Below are 21,196 nucleotides of genomic sequence, written 5' to 3' on the forward strand. Positions count from 1 at the left end.
GGGAAAGAAGTCCGCTTTGCTGTGGAAAGTGCGATCGCGTCCGCTGGAGCACGGTCGGCGCAGACGTAGGGAAAGTCGAGCGACCGGGAAATCCGTGGAGTACGGCCAACGGCTGTACTAGGGTCCGGTTGGTGCGCATCCTGTTCTCCAGCCTTGCCGCCCATGGCCACACCTATCCGTTGCTGCCGCTGGCGACTGCTGCGCGAGCCGAAGGGCACGACGTCCGTTTCGCCAGCGGCGAGGCGATGCACGAGCCACTGCGAGAAGCGGGCTTCGACCCGATCCTCGCAGGCCTGTCGATCTTCGAGGCAGGAACGGAGGCGGGCCGCCGGATTCACGGCCCCGGGTTCGACCTCGCCGCACTGGCACCGGAACAGATGCGTGCGGTCGGTGCGGCGGCGTTCGGCGAGGTCCTCCCACGACGCTTCGTCAATGATCTGCAGCCGGTGCTGGAGCGGTTCGACCCGGCGCTGGTGGTTTTCGACTCCGCCAACAGCGGTGCGGAGATCGCCGCACGATCGGCCGGCGTTCCGGCGTTGTTCCACGGGCTCGGACCGGCGGTGACCGCGGGCTTCGAGGACCACCGTGAGCGGTTGGCGGAGTTCGCCGCAGGACTGGACCCACCCGTTCCGGAGGATGCGGACGGCACCCCGTACCTGGACATCTACCCGCCTTCGATGCAGGAGCACGGATTCCGCTCGGGCGAGCACCGGGTGGAGATGCGTCCGGTGCCGTTCGCCGAGTCCACGCAGCCGCCCGAGGGGATGGCCCGGAGCGACCACGACCGGCCGATGGTCTACCTCACCTTCGGAACCGGGTTCGGCACGGCACGCACGCTGCGACGAGTGATCGACGCGCTGGCTCGGTTGAAGGTGAATGTGCTGGTCGCGACCGGGCCGTCGGTGGACGTGGCGGCCCTCGGAACGTTGCCCGACAACGTCCGAGCCGAAGCGTGGGTGCCGCAGGCCGCGGTGCTGCCGCACGCCGATGTTCTCGTGCACCACGGCGGTAGTGGAACCACGCTCGGCGCGTTGAGCGTGGGTGTTCCGCAACTGCTCCTCCCGGCGGGAGCGGACCAGTTCGCGAACGCGGACGCCGTGCGGTCCTCCGGCGCGGGCGAACGTCTGCTCGCCGACGAGGTCGGCCCCGAAGCACTGGTCGCCATGGTGAGCGGACTGCTCGCGGACCGGAGCTACCATGAGGCCGCCGGGCGCGTCGCCGCCGAGATAGCCGCGATGCCCTCGCCCGAGCTGATCGCCCGTGGCTTGCCGGAGCTCGCGGACCGCTACCGCCCGGTGTGATCGTTCGGATCTTCGAGCACGTCGAAGGGCCGACCACCCCGTCCGGTGCGGCGGGACAGCACCCGCCGCACGCCGATGGGCGCGGGTGCTCAGCGGGGCAGGTTCGCCACCGCGGTCGTGGCACAGAATCCGATCGGCCCCGTCGGGTCGTGCAGCGTGCACTGCCCGGCCGCGATTCCGTCGTCGCTGATGTGCCCGTCGGAGTGTATGCCGATGAAGTCGCCGTCGGGTGGTCGGCTCAGCGTCAGGTTGTAGTCGGCGTTGATGAAACCGAGCCCTCGGGTGCCGTAATGCGCCAGCGGGCTGGCGAAATCGGCCGCCAGAGCTGTTCGGACGACCGGTGACGTCGTCTCGCCCTCGACCAGCGGATGCCGCTCGCGCAACCACACCCGGCGGGCGCCGCGGGTATCCCAGTCCTCCGTCGGCTTGCCGTCGGAGGACAGCAGCCAGCTGTCGAACGGTGGCTGCCAACCGGGCCGGATCGGCGGGGCACCGAGCTCGTGCGGATCGGGGGCCTCCCAGCGCGGTGTGCGTTCGACGTCTCCTGGCGGTTGCTCGCTGCGGCGCAGCAGCACCACGCTCGCTCGCGCGACCGGACGTTCCTCGGCGAACACCGTGGCATCCGCGACCCGGATCCGACGGCCGTCCCGGACCCGGGTGGTCTCCACCCGGACCGGAACCATCGCGGTGCTGCGGAACAGGTCGACGGTGAGCCGTGCGCACTGTAGTCCGGGCTCGGCGTGCCCCTGCTCCACCGCCCGTGCGAGCAGGCCGCCGAGCAGGCGGCCGTGCAACATGTCCGGCGCCCACGGGCTGTTCGCGGGCGGGGTGGGCCGATAGTGTCCCCCGTCCGGGGTGAAGAACGCCTCGGCCTCGTCGGTTTCGGTCACCGTTCCTCCTCGGAACTCGGAGAGCTGGGGCGGTCCTCCCGCAGGGGGTCCAGCCGTTGGATGAGTCGGATGGCCGCTTCGAGCACGGTGTGCGCCTCTTGTTGGTCGGCGCAGGTGGCGATCTCCCGCCCCGCCTCGCCGATGATCGTGGTGAGCACCGCCACGGTGACCCGGTCGACGGGGTCGCTACCTGCCCCGAGCAGGACCGCGTTCTGGCGCACCCATTCCTTGTCGCGGGTGCGTCGGATCAGTTCGAAGTTCGGTGGTCCGTCGCCGTTCATGAACAGCAGAACGAGGTCCCGGTGCTGCCACGAGTCCTCCAGGAAGGCACGCGCCCCGATGGAGAACAGTGTCAGCGGGTCCTCCTCGCCGGTCTCCCGCGCGCGGGAGACCGCGTTGGTGGCGTTCTGCTCGTGGGTGGCTTGGTGATCTTCCCAGAGGGCCAGGAACAGTTCGCTCTTGCCGCCGAAGTGGTGGTACAGGCTCCCGACGCTGGATCCGGCCCGCTCGACCACCTTGGCGATGCTGGCCTCGTTGAAGCCGCGCTCGGCGAAGATCTCGCGGGCCGCGTGGAGCAACCCACGCCGGGTTTCGGCGGTGCGGCTCCACTGCCAGGCGTTGGCGCCCGTGCGGCCGGTCCTGGGTGGCATCGCGTCCTCATGCTCGGTGGAAGTTCCGAGCAGAATACCGAATCAGATTTCAGAATTCGTTTCGAGTGAGGTGTCGCACAACGGCTTGCGCGGCTTCGTGTCGATCGTCGGTTCGCCGGCTGCGGAGCAGCGCTCAGCCGCGGGGCGTGGCGGTCGACGCCAGGCGGCCCCAGCCGGGTTCGACCTCGGACCACGAACTGTCCCCCGCGATCACCGCGATCGAACAGGTTTTGAGTTCCTGCGCGGTTCCGGTGAGCGCGGTGACGAGTTCTTCGAGGCCGGGGTTGTGGCCGACGAAGACGACTGTCCTGGCGGAGTCCGGAAGCTCGTTGGCCAGCTCAATCAGCTGTCCGGCGGTAGCGCCGTAAATGCGTTTGTCGTAGCGCGCCTGCACCTCGGCATCGAGCTCGGCGGACACCAGGCGCCACGTCTTGCGTGCACGGGTCGCCGGGGAGCAGAGGGTGAGGTCGGCGGGTTCGGTGTTCTCTTGCAACCACCTCCCGGCGGCCGGAGCGTCCCGCAGTCCGCGCTCGTTGAGCGGACGTTCGAAGTCGGAGAGCTCCGCGGGCCATGCGGACTTGGCATGCCTGCACACGATCAAAGTCCGTTCCCCATCAGCCATGGCCTCAGCCTAGTAGGTCCGGGCCGCTCGTGTCGGGGACGGGCGTGCTGCTGATCACTCGGCTGCTGGTGGTTTCGGGGCTGCCGGTGGATTCGGAAATGCCCTCGTGGACGAGCGGTGCGCGTACGGATCTCTCATCCGGAAGATGGCGGAGGTTCCATGAAAAACCGAGCAAGATCCGTGTGGGGACTGTGCTGTGGGGCCCGCCGCCGATAGTGTCGGAAAAATGGGCCGATCGCTCCTGGGCAACGAGGTCAACCGTATCGAGGATCCGGATCTGCTGCGCGGTCGCGGAACCTACGTCGACAACACGAAGGTCGAAGGTGTCCTGCACCTGGCATTCCTTCGTTCGTCGCTGGCCCACGCGCTGATCACGCGCGTGGACGTGTCCGAAGCGCTCGCCGCTCCCGGGGTGGTAGCGGCCTATTCGGCAGACGACTTGCCGATGCCGCCGCTGGTGCCGTTCGTCGAGGTGAACTCGGCGTGCACCCGGTATCCGCTTGGGACGGATCGCGTGCGCTTCGCGGGTGAACCCGTGGCCGTGGTGGTGGCCGAAAGTGCCGCGCAGGCGGCCGATGCGCTCGAATTGATCGATGTCGACTACGAACCGCTTCCCGCGGCCGTCGATGTCGAGGAAGCTTTGCAGCCGGATGCGCCGACGCAATTCCCGGAGCTGGGAACGAACATCGCGATCGGTGAACGAGATCCCGTGGGACCCGAGGTTCTCGATGATGCGGACGTGGTCGTGCGCGCCAGACTGGAGAACCAGCGCATGGCGGTCGCGCCGATCGAGGGCAACGCCGTCGTGGTGGTTCCCGGTGGCTCGGACGAGGACTACGACGTCACCATTCGGGTCTCCACCCAGATGCCGCACGGTGTGCGTTCCGGTATTGCGGCGACGTTCGGCTGGGATCCGGATCGGGTACGGGTGATCGCACCCCACGTCGGCGGGGCTTTCGGCGGCAAGGTCGGTGCCGGTGCCGAGCACGTGCTGGCCGTCGCGATCGCGCAGCGGTTGGGGCGGCCTGCGAAGTGGACCGAGACGCGCACCGAGAACCTCCAGGCGATGCCGCAGGGCAGGGCGCAGGTGCAGTACGCGGAACTGGGGCTGCGTTCCGACGGGACCATCGCTGGCCTGCGTTGCAGGATGATCGGTGATTCCGGGGCGTACGCGGGTTTCGCCGGTGCGCTGGTCACGAGCATGACGCGGGTGATGGCCCAAGGGGTCTACCGCATTCCCGCGATCAGCTACGCCGCGCTCGGTGCGTTGACGAACACGGCTCCGGTCGGTGCGTTTCGTGGTGCGGGAAGGCCGGAGGCCGCGGCGATGCTGGAGCGAATGATCGATATCGCGGCTGCGGAACTCGCCATGGATCCAGTGGAACTGCGTAAGCGAAATTTCCTGCAGCCAAGCGAGTTTCCGTACACCACGCTGACGCACGCCGCTTATGACAGCGGCGACTATGAACTCGCGCTCACCGAGGCGTTGCGGTTGGCCGACTACGAAGCGCTGCGTGCGGAACAGGCCCGCCGGATCGAAGCGGGCGAGAACATGCTGCTCGGGATCGGTGTGAGCAGCTACGTTGAGATCACCGGCGGCGGCGCCGGGGAGTACGCGCACGTCGAGATGCACGAACGAGGTGCGACGATCAAGGTCGGGACCTCCGCCCACGGACAGGGCCACGCGACAGCGTTCTCGATGATCGTCGCGGACCTGTTGAACGTGCCGATGGAATCGATCGAGTTCGTCCAGGCTGACACCGGGAGCGTTCCGCGCGGTGGGGGGACTGCGGGTTCGCGCTCGATGCAGATCGGCGGCAGTGCCGTTCGGGGCGCGACCGAAACCGTGTTGCGGAAGGCGAAGGAACTCGCCGCGGATCGACTGGAAGCCGCGGTGGAGGACATCGAGGTGATCGAGGACGGTCATCTCGGCGTATCCGGCGCGCCGAACGCGAAGCTGAGCTGGTCGCAGCTGGTGCGGTTCGCTGCCGAGGACGATCACGCCCTCGCGGCGGAGATCGATTTTCAGCCGGACGGTGCCACGTTCCCGTTCGGTGCTCACGTATCGGTGGTGGAGGTGGATTCGGAGACCGGGTACGTCCGGCCGTTGCGGCACATCGCCGTCGACGACTGCGGGCGCGTGCTGAACCCCGTGCTGGTGCGCGGGCAGCAGCACGGTGGTGCCGCTCAGGGCATCTCGCAGGCCTTGTGGGAGCAGTTCTCCTACGACGTGGACGGCAATCCCGCCACCGCCACGCTGGCCGATTACACGATTCCCACGGCAGTCGAGCTGCCCTGGCTCGAAACCGCGAACACCGAGACGCCGACGACGCGCAATCCGATGGGTGCGAAGGGAATCGGTGAGTCGGCCACGGTCGGCGCCACGCCGGCGGTCCAGAACGCGGTCGTGGATGCACTGCGGCATCTGGGAGTGCGGCACATCGACCTGCCTGCCACTCCGCAGCGGGTGTGGCGTGCGATGCGGGACGCCGAGGCAGGCAAGCCGCCAGTGCCCTGGCAAGAACCGCCCGAGGCGTTCGACGCCCTGCCGGTCCGGGGTGCACACGCGGACGACTCCGGAGAAGCAGTGGCCTGACCAGCGGGCACGTGGTTGCTGGTTCGCGGAATGTGCCGACGGCGGATCAGCAACCGCGAGGACACACCATGCCCCCGCCTCCCTGAATAGGGATCATGGGTGTGCCACAGCTGGTGCAGGTATGTCCGCTGACGCGAGGTGGCGGACTTCCCACCGCATAGGTGGGAACGCTCATCCTCGGTATCCGACGGTGTGCACAGTGCACTCGGGTTCGGTTACCGCCTCGACCCACAGGTACATCCGTCCGTGTTCCCGGTTGACATCGGCGTAGATGCTGTCGCCCCGGGCAGCGATCTCCAGGTTGCTGTGCCACTCGTGATCGAGGTGCGCTTGGTCGCCGACCTTGCCGTCGCCACCGGGTGTGCCGATGAGGCGGACCCAGTCCTGCCTGGCCTCTTCCCGAAACATCCGGCAGATCCAGTCCGCGACATCTTTCGGGGTGTGGATGACCGCGTCGGGGACCCGGCCGAGTCGTTCGTCGCGCAGGCTCGAGAACATCTCGGTGCCGTCCCGAAGCTCGACATACCCATGCCAATGCACCCCTTTCTCCCGCCATTCCTCGGGCTCCGGTACGGCGATCGCGTCCTGTGTGGACCAGTGGTCCGGCCGGTACGCTTCGTGCTCGTCGATGTTCACAGCTGCCCTTCTACCTGTTGGCCCTTGCGGATGACCAGTGGACACACTCGGCTGTGGGGTGCCCATGAGGGCGAACGGTACCGCCGCCGACGTGATCGGCGGGCGGGGTTCGGGTTCATCGACGTTCGCACGGCCGAGGGATACCCGTCCGTCGGAGTCCCGGCGACGTGGTGGTCGGGAACGGCCGGCGCAGGCGAAGGCGTGGGCACGTGAACCGGTGACCCGGACACGAGCGGGACGTTTCAGAGGTCCAGGACGAGCCTGTCGCGCTCCGCGCGGGATACGCACGGTAGGAAGGAGCAGGCGCGCTCGTCACCGGCGAGCACGTGGTCGCGGTGATCGGCTTCGCCTGCGAGCAGTCCGACCCTGCAGGTACCGCAGAAGCCCTGCCGACACGAGTAGGCGACGTCCGGCCGGACGCGGCGAACCGCATCGAGGGCCGACTCGTCAGCGGCCACGGTCAGCACCCGGCCACCAGCACCGAGCTGCACCTCGAACGGCTCACCAGCGGTGATCGGCGGTGGGGAGAAGCGTTCCGAGTGCAGTTCCCTGGCGCCGCTCGCGGGCAGATCCATTCGCAGACCGGTGGTCAGGGCAGCTGGTCCGCAACAGTAGACCGTCGCGCCCTCGGCGCCTGCCAGTAGTTCCGACCCGGAGACCGGCACACCGTACTCGTCGTCCGGCCGGATCCAAGTCCTGGCGGGATCGAACGTGGCCAGTTCTTCGAGCAGCGGCATCGACTCCCGTGACCGGCCACAGTAGATGAACCGCCAGTCGGCTCCACCGGCGGAGACCGCGCGCAGCATCGGCAGAATGGGGGTCACCCCGATGCCGCCTGCGATGAACAGGTACCGCTCGGCCCGGACGAGCGGAAAGGCGTTCCGCGGACCTCGAAGCGTCATCCGCCGACCAAGGTGGAGTTCCTCGTGTACCTCCTGGGACGCCACTCCGATCCGCCGGACGGCGATCCGGTAGCGATCGCGGTCGGCCGGGTCGCCGCACAACGAGTACTGCCGAACCCGCCCGGAGGGCAATTGGACGTCGACGTGGGAACCTGGCTGCCACGGGGGCAGCGTGGTGCCCTCGTCCGGAACGAACGTCACCGATCGGACATCGGGCGTCTCCGTCCGCACCCGCTCGACCACCACGTGGAGGTCGCGGTCGACGGAGGTGACCGGTGGGCGGCCGGTGTCGAGCCCCGCCACCCTGTCGAGGGCCTCGACCATCGTGGCCATCGCTCGCATCAGCCGGTCTTGGCGGCGGCGCCCGTAGAGGTCGCCGGGGACTTCCGGTTTCAACGGGCTCCTTCTGTTTCCTCGCGGGAAGGTGGCCAGCGGCGCACCGTGGCTGCGGTCCGTGGTACCGACTCCGGTACCGCTGCGCTGCCGTGCTCGACCGTTCTCCGGACGTCGCAGTACATGTGCTGGGTACTGGTCGGCACGAGCTCTCAGTGTTCGGCAGCGCGCGCGGCGGGCGAACGTGCCAGGTAGGAGACCGCCTGGCTCGTCGACCCCGTTTCGGAAGGGTGGTAGGAACGGCGGAAGTACGGTGCCAGCAGTCGCACGAACTGCAAGTAACTCGGTGTGAGACCGCGGTTGCCGCTGTGGACCAGGTCGCGCCAGCGAGCTTTGCGCCGTCCCCGGAGTTCGGGATCGTTGGCCACGAGGAACCTGGCGCCTCGTGCCCACAGCCCGAAGAAGAACGGGGCCGCGAGCAGGAAAAGTCGAACTCGCCGGAAGTAGCGGCCGTCCAGGTGCATGAACAGGTCGTAGGCCACCGACCGGTGCTCGACTTCCTCCGCTCCGTGCCAGCGGAGCAGATCGAGCATGGTCGCGTCGGCGCCGACCCGGTCGAGGGCCTCGGCGTCCAGGATCCATTGGCCGAGGAATGCGGTGATGTGTTCGATGCCCGCGACCAGAGCGACCCTTTCGACCAGCCATTCCTCGGCGCGCTTGCCGGTGCGGCCCCGATCCCCCAACAGCGAGCGGAACAGCCAGCTGATCTGCCGGACATAGGGTTCGGTGTTCAGCCCGCGGGCATTGAAGTGGTCGACGACTCCCTGGTGGGACTGCGCGTGCATGGCTTCCTGTCCGATGAAGCCGAGCACTTCCTCGCGGAGCTTGTCGTCCTGGATCATCGGTACGGCCTGTTTGAAGATGTCGACGAACCAGCGCTCACCTTCGGGCAACAGCAGGTGCAGCACGTTGAAGACGTGGGTGGTGACCGGCTCGTCGGGGATCCAGTGCATGGGCAACTCGGACCAGTCGAAGTCCACGTCCCGGGCGTGCAGCGCCACTTCGTCGGGTTCGTCCGGTTCCGTATCGTGCGAGGTCCACGGCTGTGGGGACATGGGTGGTCTCCTGATGTTCGGTCCGCCGCGCGTGGGCAGCGTGTTCAACGGTGGGCGGCCCCGAGTCGCGCTGCTGCGCGGAGCAGTCCCGGTGCGAACCGGGAAAGGACGAGGCCCGCCTTGGCTTCCGCGGTGATCGGAGCTATGGCCGTGTTCCGCTCGACCGCGCGCAGGATCTCCTGCGCCGCACGTTCTGCGGTGAACCCTCGGCGGCGGTACAGCTCCGACGCCCCGCGCCGGCGACGGTCCTGCTCGGTGCTGTCGACACCCACGAAGCGAGTACTGCCGGTGATGCCGGTCCGGACGATTCCGGGGCACACCGCGACGACTCCGATCCCCTTCCCCGCGAGTTCGGCACGCAGGCAATGGGACAGGGTCAGCACCGCCGACTTCGAAGTCGCGTAAGCCGTGAGCGGCTGGGGGTGCAGGTAGGCGGCCGCGGAGGCGATGTTGACGATCCGGCCGCCTTCGCCGCGCCGGGCCATCCGATCGGCGAATGAACGGCAGCCGTGGATGACACCGCGCAGGTTGACGTCAAGTACCTGCTGCCAGTCGTCGTCGGTGGTCTCCGCGAAGGGACCGGCGAGGCCGATCCCGGCGTTGTTGATCACTACGTCGGGGGAGCCGTGTTCAGCCTCGATCCGCTCCGCGAGGGACTCCACCGCCGCGCCGTCCCCGACATCCACGGCGGAAGCATCGGCGACCGCACCGCGTTCCCGAGCGAGTTCCGCTGTTCGCGCGGCGGAGTCTCCGTCGATATCGGTGACCACCAGCTGTGCTCCCGCTTCGGCGAACGCGAGTGCGGTGGCGCGACCGATTCCGCCGCCCGCGCCACTGATCACCACCAGCTGATCCTCGAAACGCCGTCCGGACGGAACGCCGACCTTGCCTCTGCGCAGGCCGCGCGCGTCGGAACCGTTGTCCACCCGGTCGATGAGTTCGGTCGCGCATCGGGCGACGGCTTCGGGATTGCTGCGCGGAACCCAGTGCGACCCGGTGATCCGGCGCACGCTGAGGTCCGGGACCCACTGCTCGATCTCGGTTTGCATGGGAGTTCCGACGAAGGGGTCGCCCCGGGGGGCGAGTACCTGGACCGGGATTCTCGTGAAGCGTTCCCGTGGACGGGAGAGTCGACCGGTCATGTTCGCCCGGTAGAGGTTCAACCCGTGGAGGGCGTCGGCGAGCTCCGGTTCCGGATTGGCGGGTTCGAGGAGGCCCAGCCACTTGCCGAGGAGCCCTGTCCGCCACACGAGTTCGGGCAGCAGCGGTAGCTGGAAGAACAGGGTGTATCCGGAGCAGGCGAGTTGCTTGCCGAGGTCGCGCAGAGCACGAGGGTGGGGCCGCAGGCTGGAGCGCATCCATTGCCCCGCGTGATCGAGGCACGGGCCGGAGATGGAGGTGAAGGAGGCGAAGCGGTCCGCCGATTCGGGGGAGGTGACGGTGTGCCAGGACTGGATCGAGCCCCAGTCGTGCGCGAGCAGGTGCACGGGTTTCTCGGGGGAGACCGCGTCGAGCACCGCGGTGAGGTCTTCGGAGAGCCGGTCGAGGTGGTACGCGTTCCGGCCGCGAGGCCTGTCCGACTCCCCGGCGCCGCGAACGTCGTAGGTGACCACGTGAAAGCGCTCGACCAGGCGGTCGGCCACTCCGCCCCACATCGAGCGGTTGTCGGGGTAGCCGTGCACGCAGACGACCGTCGGGGCGTTCGGGTCACCGCGCTCGCTGACGGCGAGTGTCGTTCCGTCCCGGGATGTGACTCGGGTGTGCACGCCTGACCTCCCACGTTGCGCACGCGGGGTGCGCACTCGCCGATTACTTGTAACTTCGAGTAACAGATACTTGTGAATACTATGCGAGTTGCCCGCGTCAATGTCAATGAACGATGTAAACGTGGGCGTTCGTTTCGTCCTCCGCTGTCGCGAAGACCACTACGTGTGAAACCGCACGCCCAATATGTGGGCGCGGATTCTCGTTCTGTGAACGGACCTGAGTAAGATTCGCAGGTCAACATGCACTTCAGAAGGAGGATGGGCGCCATGACGGTCGGCCACGCCCCCGACTCCGGGACCGACTCCCCTGAACAAGGGTCGGGCCCCAGCAATTCGAGACGCCAGGTCGTGGTGGCCAGCCTCGTCGGCACGTCGATCGAGTTCTACGACTTCTACGTTTACGCCACCGCTGCGGTACTGGTGTTTCCGCAGCTGTTCTTCCCCGCGGGAGACCCGACCGCGGCCACCCTGCAGTCGCTGGCGACGTTCGCGATCGCCTTCGTCGCGCGCCCCGTCGGTTCCGCCCTGTTCGGACACTTCGGTGACCGCGTCGGCCGCAAGTCCACTCTGGTCGCCTCGTTGCTCACGATGGGGATATCCACGCTGCTGATCGGTTTCCTACCCGGTTACGCCGAAATCGGCGTGGCAGCCCCGTTGTTCCTGGCACTCTGCCGGTTCGGCCAAGGGCTGGGACTGGGCGGCGAGTGGGGTGGGGCCGCGTTGCTGGCCACCGAGAACGCCCCCGCGAAGAAGCGCGCCTTTTACGGCACGTTTCCGCAGTTGGGCGCCCCGATCGGTTTCTTCCTCGCCAACGGGATCTTTCTGCTCATGTCGGAGACGATGACCGATGAGGCGTTCCTCTCCTGGGGTTGGCGGCTGCCGTTCCTGCTGTCCTCGGTCCTGGTGATCGTCGGGCTCTGGGTGCGGTTGAGCCTGCACGAGACGCCGGCGTTCGCGAAGGTGGTGCAGAGCGACCAGCGCGCCAAGGTTCCGTTCACGCAGGTGTTCCGCACCGACTTCAAGGGACTCGTGCTGGGTACCTTGATCATGTTGGCCACCTACGTGCTGTTCTACCTGATGACGGTGTTCTCGCTCTCTTACGGCACGGCGGACTCCGGACTCGGCTTCGAGCGCTCGCAGTTCCTCCTGCTGCTCATGGTGGGAGTGGTCTTCTTCGGGCTCACCATCCCGGTGGCCGGCGTGCTGGCCGACCGCTACGGGCGCCGTCCGACCCTGATGGTCACCACCGCCGCGATCCTGGTGTTCGGATTGCTGCTCGGCCCCTGGTTCGGCAGCGGCTCGCTGCTGGCGGTGGTCACGTACCTGATCGTCGGCCTCAGCCTGATGGGTCTGACGTTCGGACCGATGGGGGCGGTACTGCCCGAGCTCTTCCCGACAGCGGTCCGCTACACCGGCGCGTCGGTCTCGTACAACATCGCGAGCCTGTTGGGTGCTTCAGTCGCCCCCTACATCGCGACCTGGCTGGCCAGCTCCTACGGCGTCGGCTGGGTGGGTATCTACCTCGCCGCGATGGCGTTCGTGACGCTGCTTGCGCTGGCGGCCGGCCACGAGACCCGTGGATCGTCGTTCGACGACTGATCGATTGCCGGGTGGGCGCGTCGCCCGCCGACGTGCCCACCCCCGGCCGGACCGCACCGACCACCGTTCCCCGCAGTGGCCCACGAACCCGTCGCTCGCCGCGGGAGAGATTTGTTCAGCGATCCCGCAGCAACAGGTGCAGCCGCTGCAGGAACTCGGCCTGCGCCGGGTTGATCCGTTCCCCGGCCGACTCCAGGTCCCACCACCGCGCCTCGTCGACTTCCGGAAAGGACGCCGTCTTCCCCGACCGGGGAGGCCACTGGATCTCGAAGGTGTTGCTGCTCAGCGTCGACACGTCGAACTCGCCTTCCAGCGCCCACGCCGCCACCACCTTCCCGCTCCGCTGACTGATCTCGCCGAGCGGAATGAGTCCGTCAGCGGGTAGGCGAGTGCCGGTTTCCTCCCGGAACTCCCGCAACGCGGCTTCGCGCGGATCCTCGCCCTGGGGATGCTCGCCCTTGGGAATCGACCACGCGCCGAGATCTTTGCCCTGCCAGTACGGCCCTCCGGGATGCACGAGCAGAACTCTCGTCACTCCCGACCTCCTGGTGAACAGCAGGATTCCAGCGCTGCGCTTAGCCACCACGTCCTCCAAATCGGGTACTGCGACAGTACCTCCTCCGGACGGCGGGTCGCTCCGGTGCGGATGGTGGGTACGGCTCGGAGACCCGCAGACGAACCGACTGCTCGACGGGCGAGGGCGAGCGGTGATCGGTTCCGGCTGTCCGGTGAGGACTCGCCAGAGACTCGGACCGCGAAGTACTGTCGGCCGGGAAGATCGTAGTGCGGGTGGGTCCCGGCGCGGTTCTTCAGCAGGTGCGAAGCTGTGGGGGAAGATCGTCGGACCGCGAAGCAGCGACATCACGAGGAGTGGCATGGCGGACGAACAGGACCTCGCCGTCTCGGAGCGCGCTCGCGCGCTGCTCGACGAGCATCCCGTGTTCGACGGGCACAACGATCTGCCGTGGGCGCTGCGCGAGCAGGTCCGCTACGACGTCGGCAAGCGCGACATCGCCACGGATCAGTCCTCACACCTGCACACCGACCTGGCGAGGTTGCGGACCGGCGGTGTCGGAGCCCAGTTCTGGTCGGTCTACGTGCGTTCGGATTACGAAGGAGACGAGGCGGTCAGCGCGACGCTCGAACAGATCGACTGCGTGCTGAATCTCGTCGAGCGGTATCCGGCGGACCTGATGCTCGCGCGTACCGCCGACGAGGTGGTGGCCGCACGTGCGCAAGGGCGGATAGCTTCGCTGATGGGCGCCGAGGGCGGTCATTCCATCGCCTGCTCATTGGCGACGCTGCGGGCGCTGCACGCCCTCGGGGTGCGGTACATGACGCTGACCCACAACGACAACGTGGCCTGGGCGGACTCCGCGACGGACACACCAGCTGCGAATGGGCTCACCCGGTTCGGGGAGGAGGTCGTCCGGGAAATGAATCGCCTGGGGATGCTCGTCGACCTCTCCCACGTGGCACCCACGACCATGCGGGACGCGATGCGGGTGAGTCGATCTCCCGTGGTCTTCTCCCACTCGTCGGCGCGCGCGGTGTGCGATCACCCGAGGAATGTCCCGGACGACGTGCTGGCATCGCTGCCTTCCAACGGCGGAGTGGCGATGGCGACGTTCGTCCCCAAGTTCATCCTCCCTGAATCGATCGAATGGACGCGGGCCGCCGACGACGCTCTCCGCGCGCACGACCTGCACCCGCTGGACACCACCGAGGAGGCCATGGAGGTCCTGCGCGCCTACGAAGCGGACCATCCGAGGCCCGCCGCGACCTCGAAGACCGTGGCCGACCACCTCGACCACATGCGGGAGGTCGCCGGTATCGACCACATCGGCATCGGTGGTGACTACGACGGAACGGCCTTCACCCCCGCCGACCTGGCCGACGTCTCCGGCTACCCGGTTCTGATCACCGAGCTGCTCGACAGGGGCTGGTCGGAGGCCGACCTCGCCAAACTCACCTGGGACAACGCGGTGCGCGTGTTGCGGGACGCCGAGGATGTCTCCCGGGAGCTGCGCCGCAGTGAAGAGCCCTCCATCGCGACTATTGAGCAGCTCGACGGCTGACACCGGACGGCTCCGGAACTCGACTTGACCGGTCGTCGTCGACGTGGGGCCGAACGGCGTCGTGAGGTGGGGCAGCGAGTGTGTGCCCGCCGCCGGGATTGAACGATCCCGTTCTCGGGTACGAGATGGTCGAGGCCATACGAAAGGAGGATCGATGTCGGATCCGCTGAACGCTTCGACCCCCTCGCCGAACGAGGTGGAACCGGACGCCGGTGCTCCGGAGGACCCTGCCACGTTGCAGTCTGCCCAGGACCTCGACGAAGACGAACTCGGCGCCGACCCGCTGGAAGCAGGAGCCGAACCGGCGGAGAGTTGGTCGGAAGTGGCCGCGGACCGGCCTACGCCGAGGGAACAGCGCGAGGGCGGCACTCTGGACGGCAGGTTGGCAGCGGAGCGCTCCGACCGGCCCAACGAACCTGCCGATCAGGAGCCGCTGACCGACAGCCCGTTGCGCGAGTTGGACGAGACCGTGGACGAGCGTGCGCAGGCCGAAGTGGCGGACGGGACCGCCAGTGAGGCGGCTGCCGCCGAGCAGAACGAGAATGCGCACGGCGCCGTCCTGCAGGGCGATCAGGTCGAGGCGACCGGCCTGTCAGCCACCACCGATGAAGGTGACGTGACGGGGGAGGACGCGCGGGAACCCGGCGGGGCGCCAGAGGAGCAAGCCGAACGCGTCGAGGACAGCGGCTTCTGACAGTCGCCCGCGCGGAACCCGCGCGGGCGACTGCCAGGCGGCGATATTCCGGCGGGCTTCCGGCCCGGCGGCGACAACAGCGGTGCTGTCGCACACGCTCACGTCGACACGGTGCGTGCTGGGATAGCGTGAGGGACTCCGCGAACCGGTATGAACGTGAGCAGAGGAACCTCTTTGTCCGACGAACTGCTGTTGGAGCGCACCGGGCCGGTGGCCACGCTGCTGCTCAATAGGCCACACCGGCACAACGCCCTCACCATGAACATGTTCCTGCAGTTGCCGTCGTTGGTGGAACGAGCCGTCGCCGACCCGGCGACCAGGGCGATCGTGGTGCGTGGTGCGGGTGAGCGCGCGTTCGCAGCAGGGGCCGATATCCGGGAGTTCGTAGGTGCGCGCGGACGAGGACGGCGTGCGCGCGCACGGCGAAGCAGTCGCCGCCGCCGAGAACGCGCTCGTTTCGGCGCCCGTGCCCACGATCGCGATGGTGCAGGGATACTGCATCGGTGGTGGATGCGGCTTGGCGCTGGCGTGCGACATGCGATTCGCCGACACGACCGCCCGGTTGGCGATCACACCCGCGAAACTCGGAATCGTGTACTCGCTGGAGGCCACCCGACGCCTGGTAGAGGAGGTCGGGGCAGCGGAAGCGAAGCGGATGTTGATGTCCGCCGAGCAGCTCGATGCCGAAGACGCTCACCGGATCGGTCTGGTCAACGAGCTCAAAAGACCCGGCGAGCTCGAAACCTACACCTACGACTACGCCCGGCTGCTGGCTTCGCGCGCACAGAACACCGTTCGGGCTGCCAAGGATTTCGTCGATCGAATCGTCGCCGGTCAGCGGTACGAGGATGATGACACGCGTCGGATGAGCGCGGTCGCCGACAGCCCCGAATACGCAGAAGGATTACGTGCCTTCCTCGAAGGTCGGCCGCCGGATTTCCCGTGATGCACCGGATTTCTCGTGGTGCGGGGATCTTTACGGGATGTGGCGGTTTCAGGGCAGGACACTGTGGATGGTTCCAATCGATCCGCGACGGCGATGTCCCGCGCCGCCGCGGATGTCAACGGTCCACCAGATCGCGCACCTGTGCGTAAACGGTGGCGTCCTCGTGCAATGCTCCGTGACTGAGGCAAGCGGTCTCGGTGTTGGACGCGCCTGAGAGCACGGTGCTGTCCTGCGGCATGATGATCTCGTCGCAAGGCGACCACCAAGTCGCGTACCGGGCGGATCCGGGAGTTTCATCGCCGGAATTGAGCTGGTCCAGGAAGTCCGAGCCGATGCGCATTTCCTCGCAGGAGACATCGACGCATCCGTTGGCCGACGTCGTACCGTGGTTCGGTCCGCCAAGGGAGACCCAGCCGTCGACATTCCCGTCACCGTCCAGGTTTTTGGTGTAGTACCGAGATGACAATCCGCCCATAGAGTGAGTCACGATGTCCACTTCGGAGTTTCCGGTGGCGGCCTTGAGACTCTCCACTTCCTGGGCGAGCTGTTGCGCCGTGGTCGCGTTGGATTGGGTGGTGTCGTAGGACCATTGATCCAGGTGGCTGCTGGGCCAGCCGTCTGCCTGAAAACGATTGGCCATGGTGTCCCACGTCGATCCGTTCGAACGGTATCCGTGCACGAAGAGGATCGGGTCGCTGTCCTGGCTGAACGACGAGCTGGTCGCCGCGCCGGCCGATGGGGGCAGCCACACGGAGGGGAGGACGAACAGCGTGGTGAGGAGTGTCTTGGCCCGCATGGTTTTCATGAGAGTCCCGTGATCTTCGGCCGTGGAGCGGTGGGCGCAAGGGATCGCGATCGCCTTTCGCTCCGAGGGGGGAGGTTGGTGCCGGGGAAAGCTCGGAAGCTCGACGAAGAATGTCGGATCTGTCGGAACGCGGACAGGAGATTACTGCCGAGTGATCATTGAACGTCAGGAGTCGGTTCGACGTGGCCGGTTCGTTCGAGCGCGTGCAGAGATTCATTGCGCGTCAGACGATCAAGATGGCGCTTTTCGAGAATCGCGGCAAGCCGCCGAAGGGGTGAAGATCGGCTTGCCCCTGGTGTGGCTCCCAGCTTGCGGAGGTCTCCGAGAGGTGGACTGGACGTGGTAGCCACCGGATCGTTGACGGGATTTGCGAAGCTGGTCGGGAAGGTCCGATCCGGTCAGAGATGGGCTCGTTCGCATGAGTGCGCCCGGTGGAGCGAAACCACGGCACGGCCTCACAGGCGCGGCACCCGCAACCCGGCCATGCCGCCGTCCACGGGAAGCGCGGTTCCCGTGGTAGCGCCGGACAGCGGTGACGCCAAGTAGCAGATCGCGTGCGCGACCTCCGCCGCGCTGATCAGTCGGCCGGACGGTTGGCGGGCTTCGAGTCCGGCGCGTTCCGAGGCGGGTTCGGGGGAGGCGTCGAGCAGCCGCTGCACCCACGGGGTGTCCACGGTTCCGGGCGTGACGCAGTTGACCCGTATTCCGTGGGCCAGGTGGTCGGCCGCCATCGCCAGCGTCAGCGAATACACGGCTCCCTTGCTGGCGCTGTAGAGCGCGCGCTGCGGCAGTCCGGCGGTCGCGGCGATCGAGCAGGTGTTCACCACGGCGGCATGCTCCGATCGGCGCAGTGCGGGCAGTGCTGCCCTGCTCACCCGCATGATGCCGAGCACGTTGACGTCCAGCACCGTGGACCACTCGTCCTCGCCGTTGTCCTCGACCGTGCCCCGCGCCCCGATCCCCGCGTTGTTCACGACCGCGTCGAGCCCGCCGAACTCGTCGACGACCCGGTCGACCGCGGCACGAACCGAGGTGTCGTCGGTGACGTCGCACCGCAGGCCCAGCAGGGGCGAGGCAACATCCTCGGGGTGAACGTCCAGGCAGGCGACCGTTGCGCCGCGGGAGGCGAGCAACCGGGCAGTGGCGAGTCCGATTCCCGAGGCGCCACCCGTCACCAGCGCTCGCACGCCGTCGAAGTCGGTCAATTCACAGCCTTCCACGCTGCGCCGTTCGGGTATCGGAATCGCTCCCGGGACGCTTCGAAGATCTCCGCACCGCTGCCCGGCTCGGTCGGCGGCAAGTACCGTCCATCGCGCATCCGCACCGGTGCGGTGAAGTGCTCGTGCAGGTGGTTGACGTACTCGATGGAGCGATCCGTCCTCGAACCGGAGACGGTGACGAAGTCGAACATCGACAGGTGCTGAACCAATTCGCACAAGCCGACTCCACCCGCGTGCGGGCACACCGGGACACCGAACTTGGCCGCCAGCAGCAGAATGGCGACGTTCTCGTTGATCCCGGCGACCCGGGTGGCGTCCAGCTGAAGCACGTCGATCGCCCCGGCCTGCAGCAGCTGCTTGAATACGATCCGGTTCTGGCCGTGCTCGCCAGTGGCGACCCGCATCGGTGCCACCGCCCGGCGGATCGCGGCGTGCCCGAGAACGTCGTCCGGCGATGTGGGCTCCTCGATGAACCACGGATCGAACTCGGCGAGGCGCTCGAGCCAGGGGATCGCGTCGGGCACGCTCCAACGCTGGTTCGCGTCTATCGCGATCCGCACGTCCGGCCCCACGGCTTCGCGGGCGGCGGCAAGGCGCCGTACGTCGTCCTCGACGTCGGCGCCGACCTTGAGCTTGATCAGGTCGAAGCCGTCGGCGACGGCCTCCCGCGCGAGCCGGGTGAGTTTCGCGTCGTCGTATCCCAACCAGCCGGGCGATGTCGTGTATGCGGAGTAGCCCTCCGATTCGAGCAGCGCCATCCGCTCAGCTCGACCCGGCTCCGCGGTGCGCAGCAGTTCCAGGGCCTCGTCCGGGGTGAGCGCATCGGTGAGGTAGCGCCAGTCGACGAGATCGACGATCTGCTCCGGTGTCATCCGCGAGAGCAACTGCCACACCGGGAGGCCTGCCCGCTTGGCGGCGAGATCCCACGCCGCATTGACGACCGCCCCGGTTGCCATGTGCATGATCCCCTTCTCGGGGCCCAGCCAGCGCAGTTGCGAGTCGTTGAGAAGTGAGCGGGAGAGTCCGCCGAGATCCGCGCACATCGCTTCGACGTCGAGGCCGACGACGTGCTCGGAGAGCAGCTCGATCGCAGCGCATTGCACCTCGTTCCCGCGGCCGATGGTGAACGCGAACCCGTGGCCGTCCGGACCCTCGTCGGTGTGCAGCACGACGTACGCGGCGGAGTAGTCGGGGTCGGGATTCATCGCGTCGGAGCCGTCGAGTTCCCGAGATGTCGGAAAGCGGACGTCCTCTACGGAGAGGGAAACGATGCGGCTCATGCGACATGCTCCTTCGTGCCGTCGACCATGGTTTGGTGTTGCCTGCCGAGCCCCTCGATTTCGAGCTCGACGACGTCTTCCGGGCGCAAGTACGGGAAGCGACCGGACATCGCGACGCCTTCCGGGGTACCCGTGTCGATGACGTCACCGGGTTCGAGGGTCATGTACTGGCTGAGGTGCCAGACGACGTCTGCGACCGAGAAGATCATGTCCGCGGTCGTGGAGTCCTGCCTCGGTTCGCCGTTGACCCAGGAGCGCAGCCGTAGCCGTTGTGGATCGCCCACCTCTTCGGCGGGCACGAGCCAGGGGCCCAGTGGGTTGAACCCCGGAGCGCACTTGCCCTTTGACCATTGCCCGCCGGAGTGTTCCAGTTGCCAGGTTCGCTCGGAGATGTCGTTGGCGATCGCGTATCCCGCGACGTGGTCCAGTGCGGCGTCCGGGGAAGCGAGGCGCCCGGCCCGGCGTCCGATGACGACGGCGAGCTCCACTTCCCAATCGGTGCGCTCGCTGCCGTCCGGAACCGTGATCTCGTCGTCCGGCCCGACGAGAGTGCCGGGGTGTTTGAAGAACACCACCGGGGCCGCGGGTATGTCCACACCGGCCTCCGCGGCGTGGGCGGCGTAGTTCAGGCCGATGCCGATCACGGCCGCGGGGCGCGCGATCGGGGGTCCGATGCGCAGACCGGTCGAGTCGACGAGGGGGAGCCCGCCTTCTTGCACGGCTGCTCTGGCCCGGGAGATGCCGTCCGCCGCGAGGAATTCGCCGTCGATGTCGGTGGTCATGTTGCTCAGGTCGTGGACCGCGCCGTCGGCTCTCCGAACAACGGGGAGTTCGGCTCCGGGGGGTCCCAGACGCATCAGCTGCACGCGTGCTCCTCGGTCGGTGATGGGTGTGGGTCAGGTGCCGGACACCGGTCGCAGCCGCTCGTAGCAAGCCGTCTCGAGGTGGGCCCGCATCGATGCTTCCGCGGCCGCCGGATCGCCTTCGGTGATGGAGTCGGTGATGGCTTGGTGTTCTTCCAACGTCTTCTGCCCGATCCCCGCGTCGTAGTGGAGTCGGAAGATGTGCAGGTGACAGTGCGTGCGCTCGAAAGCACGTCGGACTTGCGCGCTGCCTGCGAGTTCGGTCACCAGCACGTGGAACCGGGTGTCGTGCGCGGTCAACGCCTTGTACGCGTCGTAGGTGTCGTCGCGGGGTGTGTCGCATGAGGCCATTTCCGCGCGAATCCGCTCCCGCCCGCCGGCATCGGCTCGTTCGGCCGCGCGGGCTGCTGCCCACGGTTCGATGAGCAGCCGGAACTGGTACAGGTCGTCGAGCTCTTCGCGGCTCAGCAGCGGCGTCGTCCGATATCCGCGCAGTGGTTCTTTGACGACGAGTTCCGCCGACTCCAAGCGGGCCAGCGCCTCGCGCACGGGCGTGGGGGAGACGGCCAACTGGCGGGCCAATCCGTCGATCGAGACCCGCGAGCCGGGCTCGATGGCGTGGTCCATGATCAACGCCTTGACCGCCTCGTACACGTCGTCGGCGAGCATCTGGCGGCGTGCCAGTGGCGCTACCGGTACGCCGCCGTGTGCCGCGCCGGTCGGTGCGCCGTTCATCTTCGTCTCCTACGTCTTGTCGGGTTCGAATCGATCGACGGTCCCACATCTCTTGACGTGTGATCCCGGGCACTCCAATAATCCCATGGCCTACCGGAAGTATCCTATAGGATTTCCATGGAAGTGTTCCAGGACACACATCAGTTGTTGTCCCGACAGGGTTGT

The 21,196-nt window shown here is 67.5% G+C and carries 19 protein-coding genes and 1 pseudogene; 7 read left to right on the forward strand and 13 right to left on the reverse strand.

All coding sequences use genetic code 11. The annotated features are described in order from the left end of the window. Positions 1-131 precede the first annotated feature (131 nt). A complete protein-coding gene (locus ACYVAN_RS23590) occupies positions 132-1,301 on the forward strand; it encodes a glycosyltransferase (RefSeq protein ID WP_460963237.1) in 1,170 nt (389 codons plus the stop codon). A gap of 89 nt (positions 1,302-1,390) precedes the next feature. Here ACYVAN_RS23590 and ACYVAN_RS23595 read toward each other — a convergent pair whose 3' ends face one another. The 3 genes from ACYVAN_RS23595 to ACYVAN_RS23605 form a co-directional block, all read right to left on the reverse strand. Next, a complete protein-coding gene (locus tag ACYVAN_RS23595; protein ID WP_460963239.1) occupies positions 1,391-2,191 on the reverse strand; it encodes an acyl-CoA thioesterase domain-containing protein in 801 nt (266 codons plus the stop codon). Then, positions 2,188-2,841 (reverse strand): TetR/AcrR family transcriptional regulator, encoded by a 654-nt coding sequence (locus tag ACYVAN_RS23600; protein ID WP_460963241.1) that lies wholly within the window; start codon positions 2,839-2,841, stop codon positions 2,188-2,190. Before ACYVAN_RS23600 ends, ACYVAN_RS23595 begins: the two co-directional genes overlap by 4 nt. Before the next feature lie 133 nt (positions 2,842-2,974). After that, positions 2,975-3,463: a SixA phosphatase family protein gene (locus tag ACYVAN_RS23605; RefSeq protein ID WP_460963243.1), complete on the reverse strand. Its 489-nt coding sequence runs from the start codon at positions 3,461-3,463 to the stop codon at positions 2,975-2,977. A gap of 226 nt (positions 3,464-3,689) precedes the next feature. Between ACYVAN_RS23605 and ACYVAN_RS23610 the strand changes: the two genes are divergently transcribed. Continuing rightward, positions 3,690-6,059 carry a xanthine dehydrogenase family protein molybdopterin-binding subunit gene (locus ACYVAN_RS23610; protein WP_460963245.1) on the forward strand — a complete coding sequence of 790 codons (2,370 nt, stop codon included), beginning with the start codon at positions 3,690-3,692 and terminating at the stop codon, positions 6,057-6,059. 171 nt (positions 6,060-6,230) lie between these two features. On the opposite strand, the gene ACYVAN_RS23615 is transcribed toward ACYVAN_RS23610, so the two are convergent. From ACYVAN_RS23615 to ACYVAN_RS23630, 4 genes are all read right to left on the reverse strand, one after another. Beyond that, complete coding sequence (locus ACYVAN_RS23615; RefSeq protein ID WP_460963247.1) at positions 6,231-6,695, reverse strand: hypothetical protein; 465 nt, start codon at positions 6,693-6,695, stop codon at positions 6,231-6,233. A gap of 242 nt (positions 6,696-6,937) precedes the next feature. Beyond that, positions 6,938-7,993 (reverse strand): PDR/VanB family oxidoreductase, encoded by a 1,056-nt coding sequence (locus ACYVAN_RS23620; RefSeq protein WP_460963248.1) that lies wholly within the window; start codon positions 7,991-7,993, stop codon positions 6,938-6,940. A gap of 149 nt (positions 7,994-8,142) precedes the next feature. Next, entirely contained in the window at positions 8,143-9,045 is a 903-nt protein-coding gene (locus ACYVAN_RS23625; RefSeq protein WP_460963250.1) for a metal-dependent hydrolase, read from the reverse strand. 44 nt (positions 9,046-9,089) lie between these two features. Next, the gene (locus ACYVAN_RS23630) at positions 9,090-10,811 is read right to left on the reverse strand and encodes an SDR family oxidoreductase (RefSeq protein WP_460963252.1); all 1,722 of its coding nucleotides are present in this window, start codon (positions 10,809-10,811) and stop codon (positions 9,090-9,092) included. Positions 10,812-11,078: 267 nt separating this feature from the next. Between ACYVAN_RS23630 and ACYVAN_RS23635 the strand changes: the two genes are divergently transcribed. Beyond that, positions 11,079-12,410: an MFS transporter gene (locus ACYVAN_RS23635; RefSeq protein WP_460963254.1), complete on the forward strand. Its 1,332-nt coding sequence runs from the start codon at positions 11,079-11,081 to the stop codon at positions 12,408-12,410. A gap of 115 nt (positions 12,411-12,525) precedes the next feature. On the opposite strand, the gene ACYVAN_RS23640 is transcribed toward ACYVAN_RS23635, so the two are convergent. After that, on the reverse strand, positions 12,526-12,993 hold the full coding sequence (locus ACYVAN_RS23640) for an NUDIX domain-containing protein (RefSeq protein ID WP_460963256.1): 468 nt from the start codon (positions 12,991-12,993) through the stop codon (positions 12,526-12,528). 292 nt (positions 12,994-13,285) lie between these two features. On the opposite strand from ACYVAN_RS23640, the gene ACYVAN_RS23645 reads away from it, so the two are divergent. The 4 genes and pseudogenes from ACYVAN_RS23645 to ACYVAN_RS23660 all read left to right on the forward strand — a co-directional run bounded on the left by ACYVAN_RS23645 (position 13,286) and on the right by ACYVAN_RS23660 (position 16,128). Continuing rightward, positions 13,286-14,488: a dipeptidase gene (locus tag ACYVAN_RS23645; protein ID WP_460963258.1), complete on the forward strand. Its 1,203-nt coding sequence runs from the start codon at positions 13,286-13,288 to the stop codon at positions 14,486-14,488. A gap of 154 nt (positions 14,489-14,642) precedes the next feature. Then, positions 14,643-15,182, forward strand: a complete 540-nt coding sequence (locus ACYVAN_RS23650; RefSeq protein ID WP_460963260.1) for a hypothetical protein — start codon at positions 14,643-14,645, stop codon at positions 15,180-15,182. 264 nt (positions 15,183-15,446) lie between these two features. After that, positions 15,447-15,536 (forward strand): annotated as a pseudogene (locus tag ACYVAN_RS23655) (hypothetical protein); the annotation flags it as partial. A gap of 34 nt (positions 15,537-15,570) precedes the next feature. Further along, complete coding sequence (locus tag ACYVAN_RS23660; RefSeq protein ID WP_460963261.1) at positions 15,571-16,128, forward strand: enoyl-CoA hydratase-related protein; 558 nt, start codon at positions 15,571-15,573, stop codon at positions 16,126-16,128. A 115-nt stretch (positions 16,129-16,243) separates the two neighbouring features. Here ACYVAN_RS23660 and ACYVAN_RS23665 read toward each other — a convergent pair whose 3' ends face one another. The 5 genes from ACYVAN_RS23665 to ACYVAN_RS23685 all read right to left on the reverse strand — a co-directional run bounded on the left by ACYVAN_RS23665 (position 16,244) and on the right by ACYVAN_RS23685 (position 21,031). Continuing rightward, complete coding sequence (locus tag ACYVAN_RS23665; protein WP_460963263.1) at positions 16,244-16,924, reverse strand: esterase/lipase family protein; 681 nt, start codon at positions 16,922-16,924, stop codon at positions 16,244-16,246. A gap of 464 nt (positions 16,925-17,388) precedes the next feature. Next, positions 17,389-18,138: an SDR family NAD(P)-dependent oxidoreductase gene (locus tag ACYVAN_RS23670; RefSeq protein ID WP_460963265.1), complete on the reverse strand. Its 750-nt coding sequence runs from the start codon at positions 18,136-18,138 to the stop codon at positions 17,389-17,391. After that, positions 18,135-19,433: an L-fuconate dehydratase gene (locus ACYVAN_RS23675; RefSeq protein WP_460963267.1), complete on the reverse strand. Its 1,299-nt coding sequence runs from the start codon at positions 19,431-19,433 to the stop codon at positions 18,135-18,137. The genes ACYVAN_RS23670 and ACYVAN_RS23675 overlap by 4 nt, the downstream gene beginning before the upstream one ends. Continuing rightward, complete coding sequence (locus ACYVAN_RS23680) at positions 19,430-20,290, reverse strand: fumarylacetoacetate hydrolase family protein (RefSeq protein WP_460963560.1); 861 nt, start codon at positions 20,288-20,290, stop codon at positions 19,430-19,432. Before ACYVAN_RS23680 ends, ACYVAN_RS23675 begins: the two co-directional genes overlap by 4 nt. 39 nt (positions 20,291-20,329) lie before the next feature. Next, positions 20,330-21,031, reverse strand: coding sequence for a GntR family transcriptional regulator (locus ACYVAN_RS23685; RefSeq protein ID WP_460963269.1), 702 nt, complete (start codon positions 21,029-21,031; stop codon positions 20,330-20,332). Positions 21,032-21,196: the final 165 nt, after the last annotated feature.

This window comes from Parasphingorhabdus pacifica, assembly GCF_054779195.1.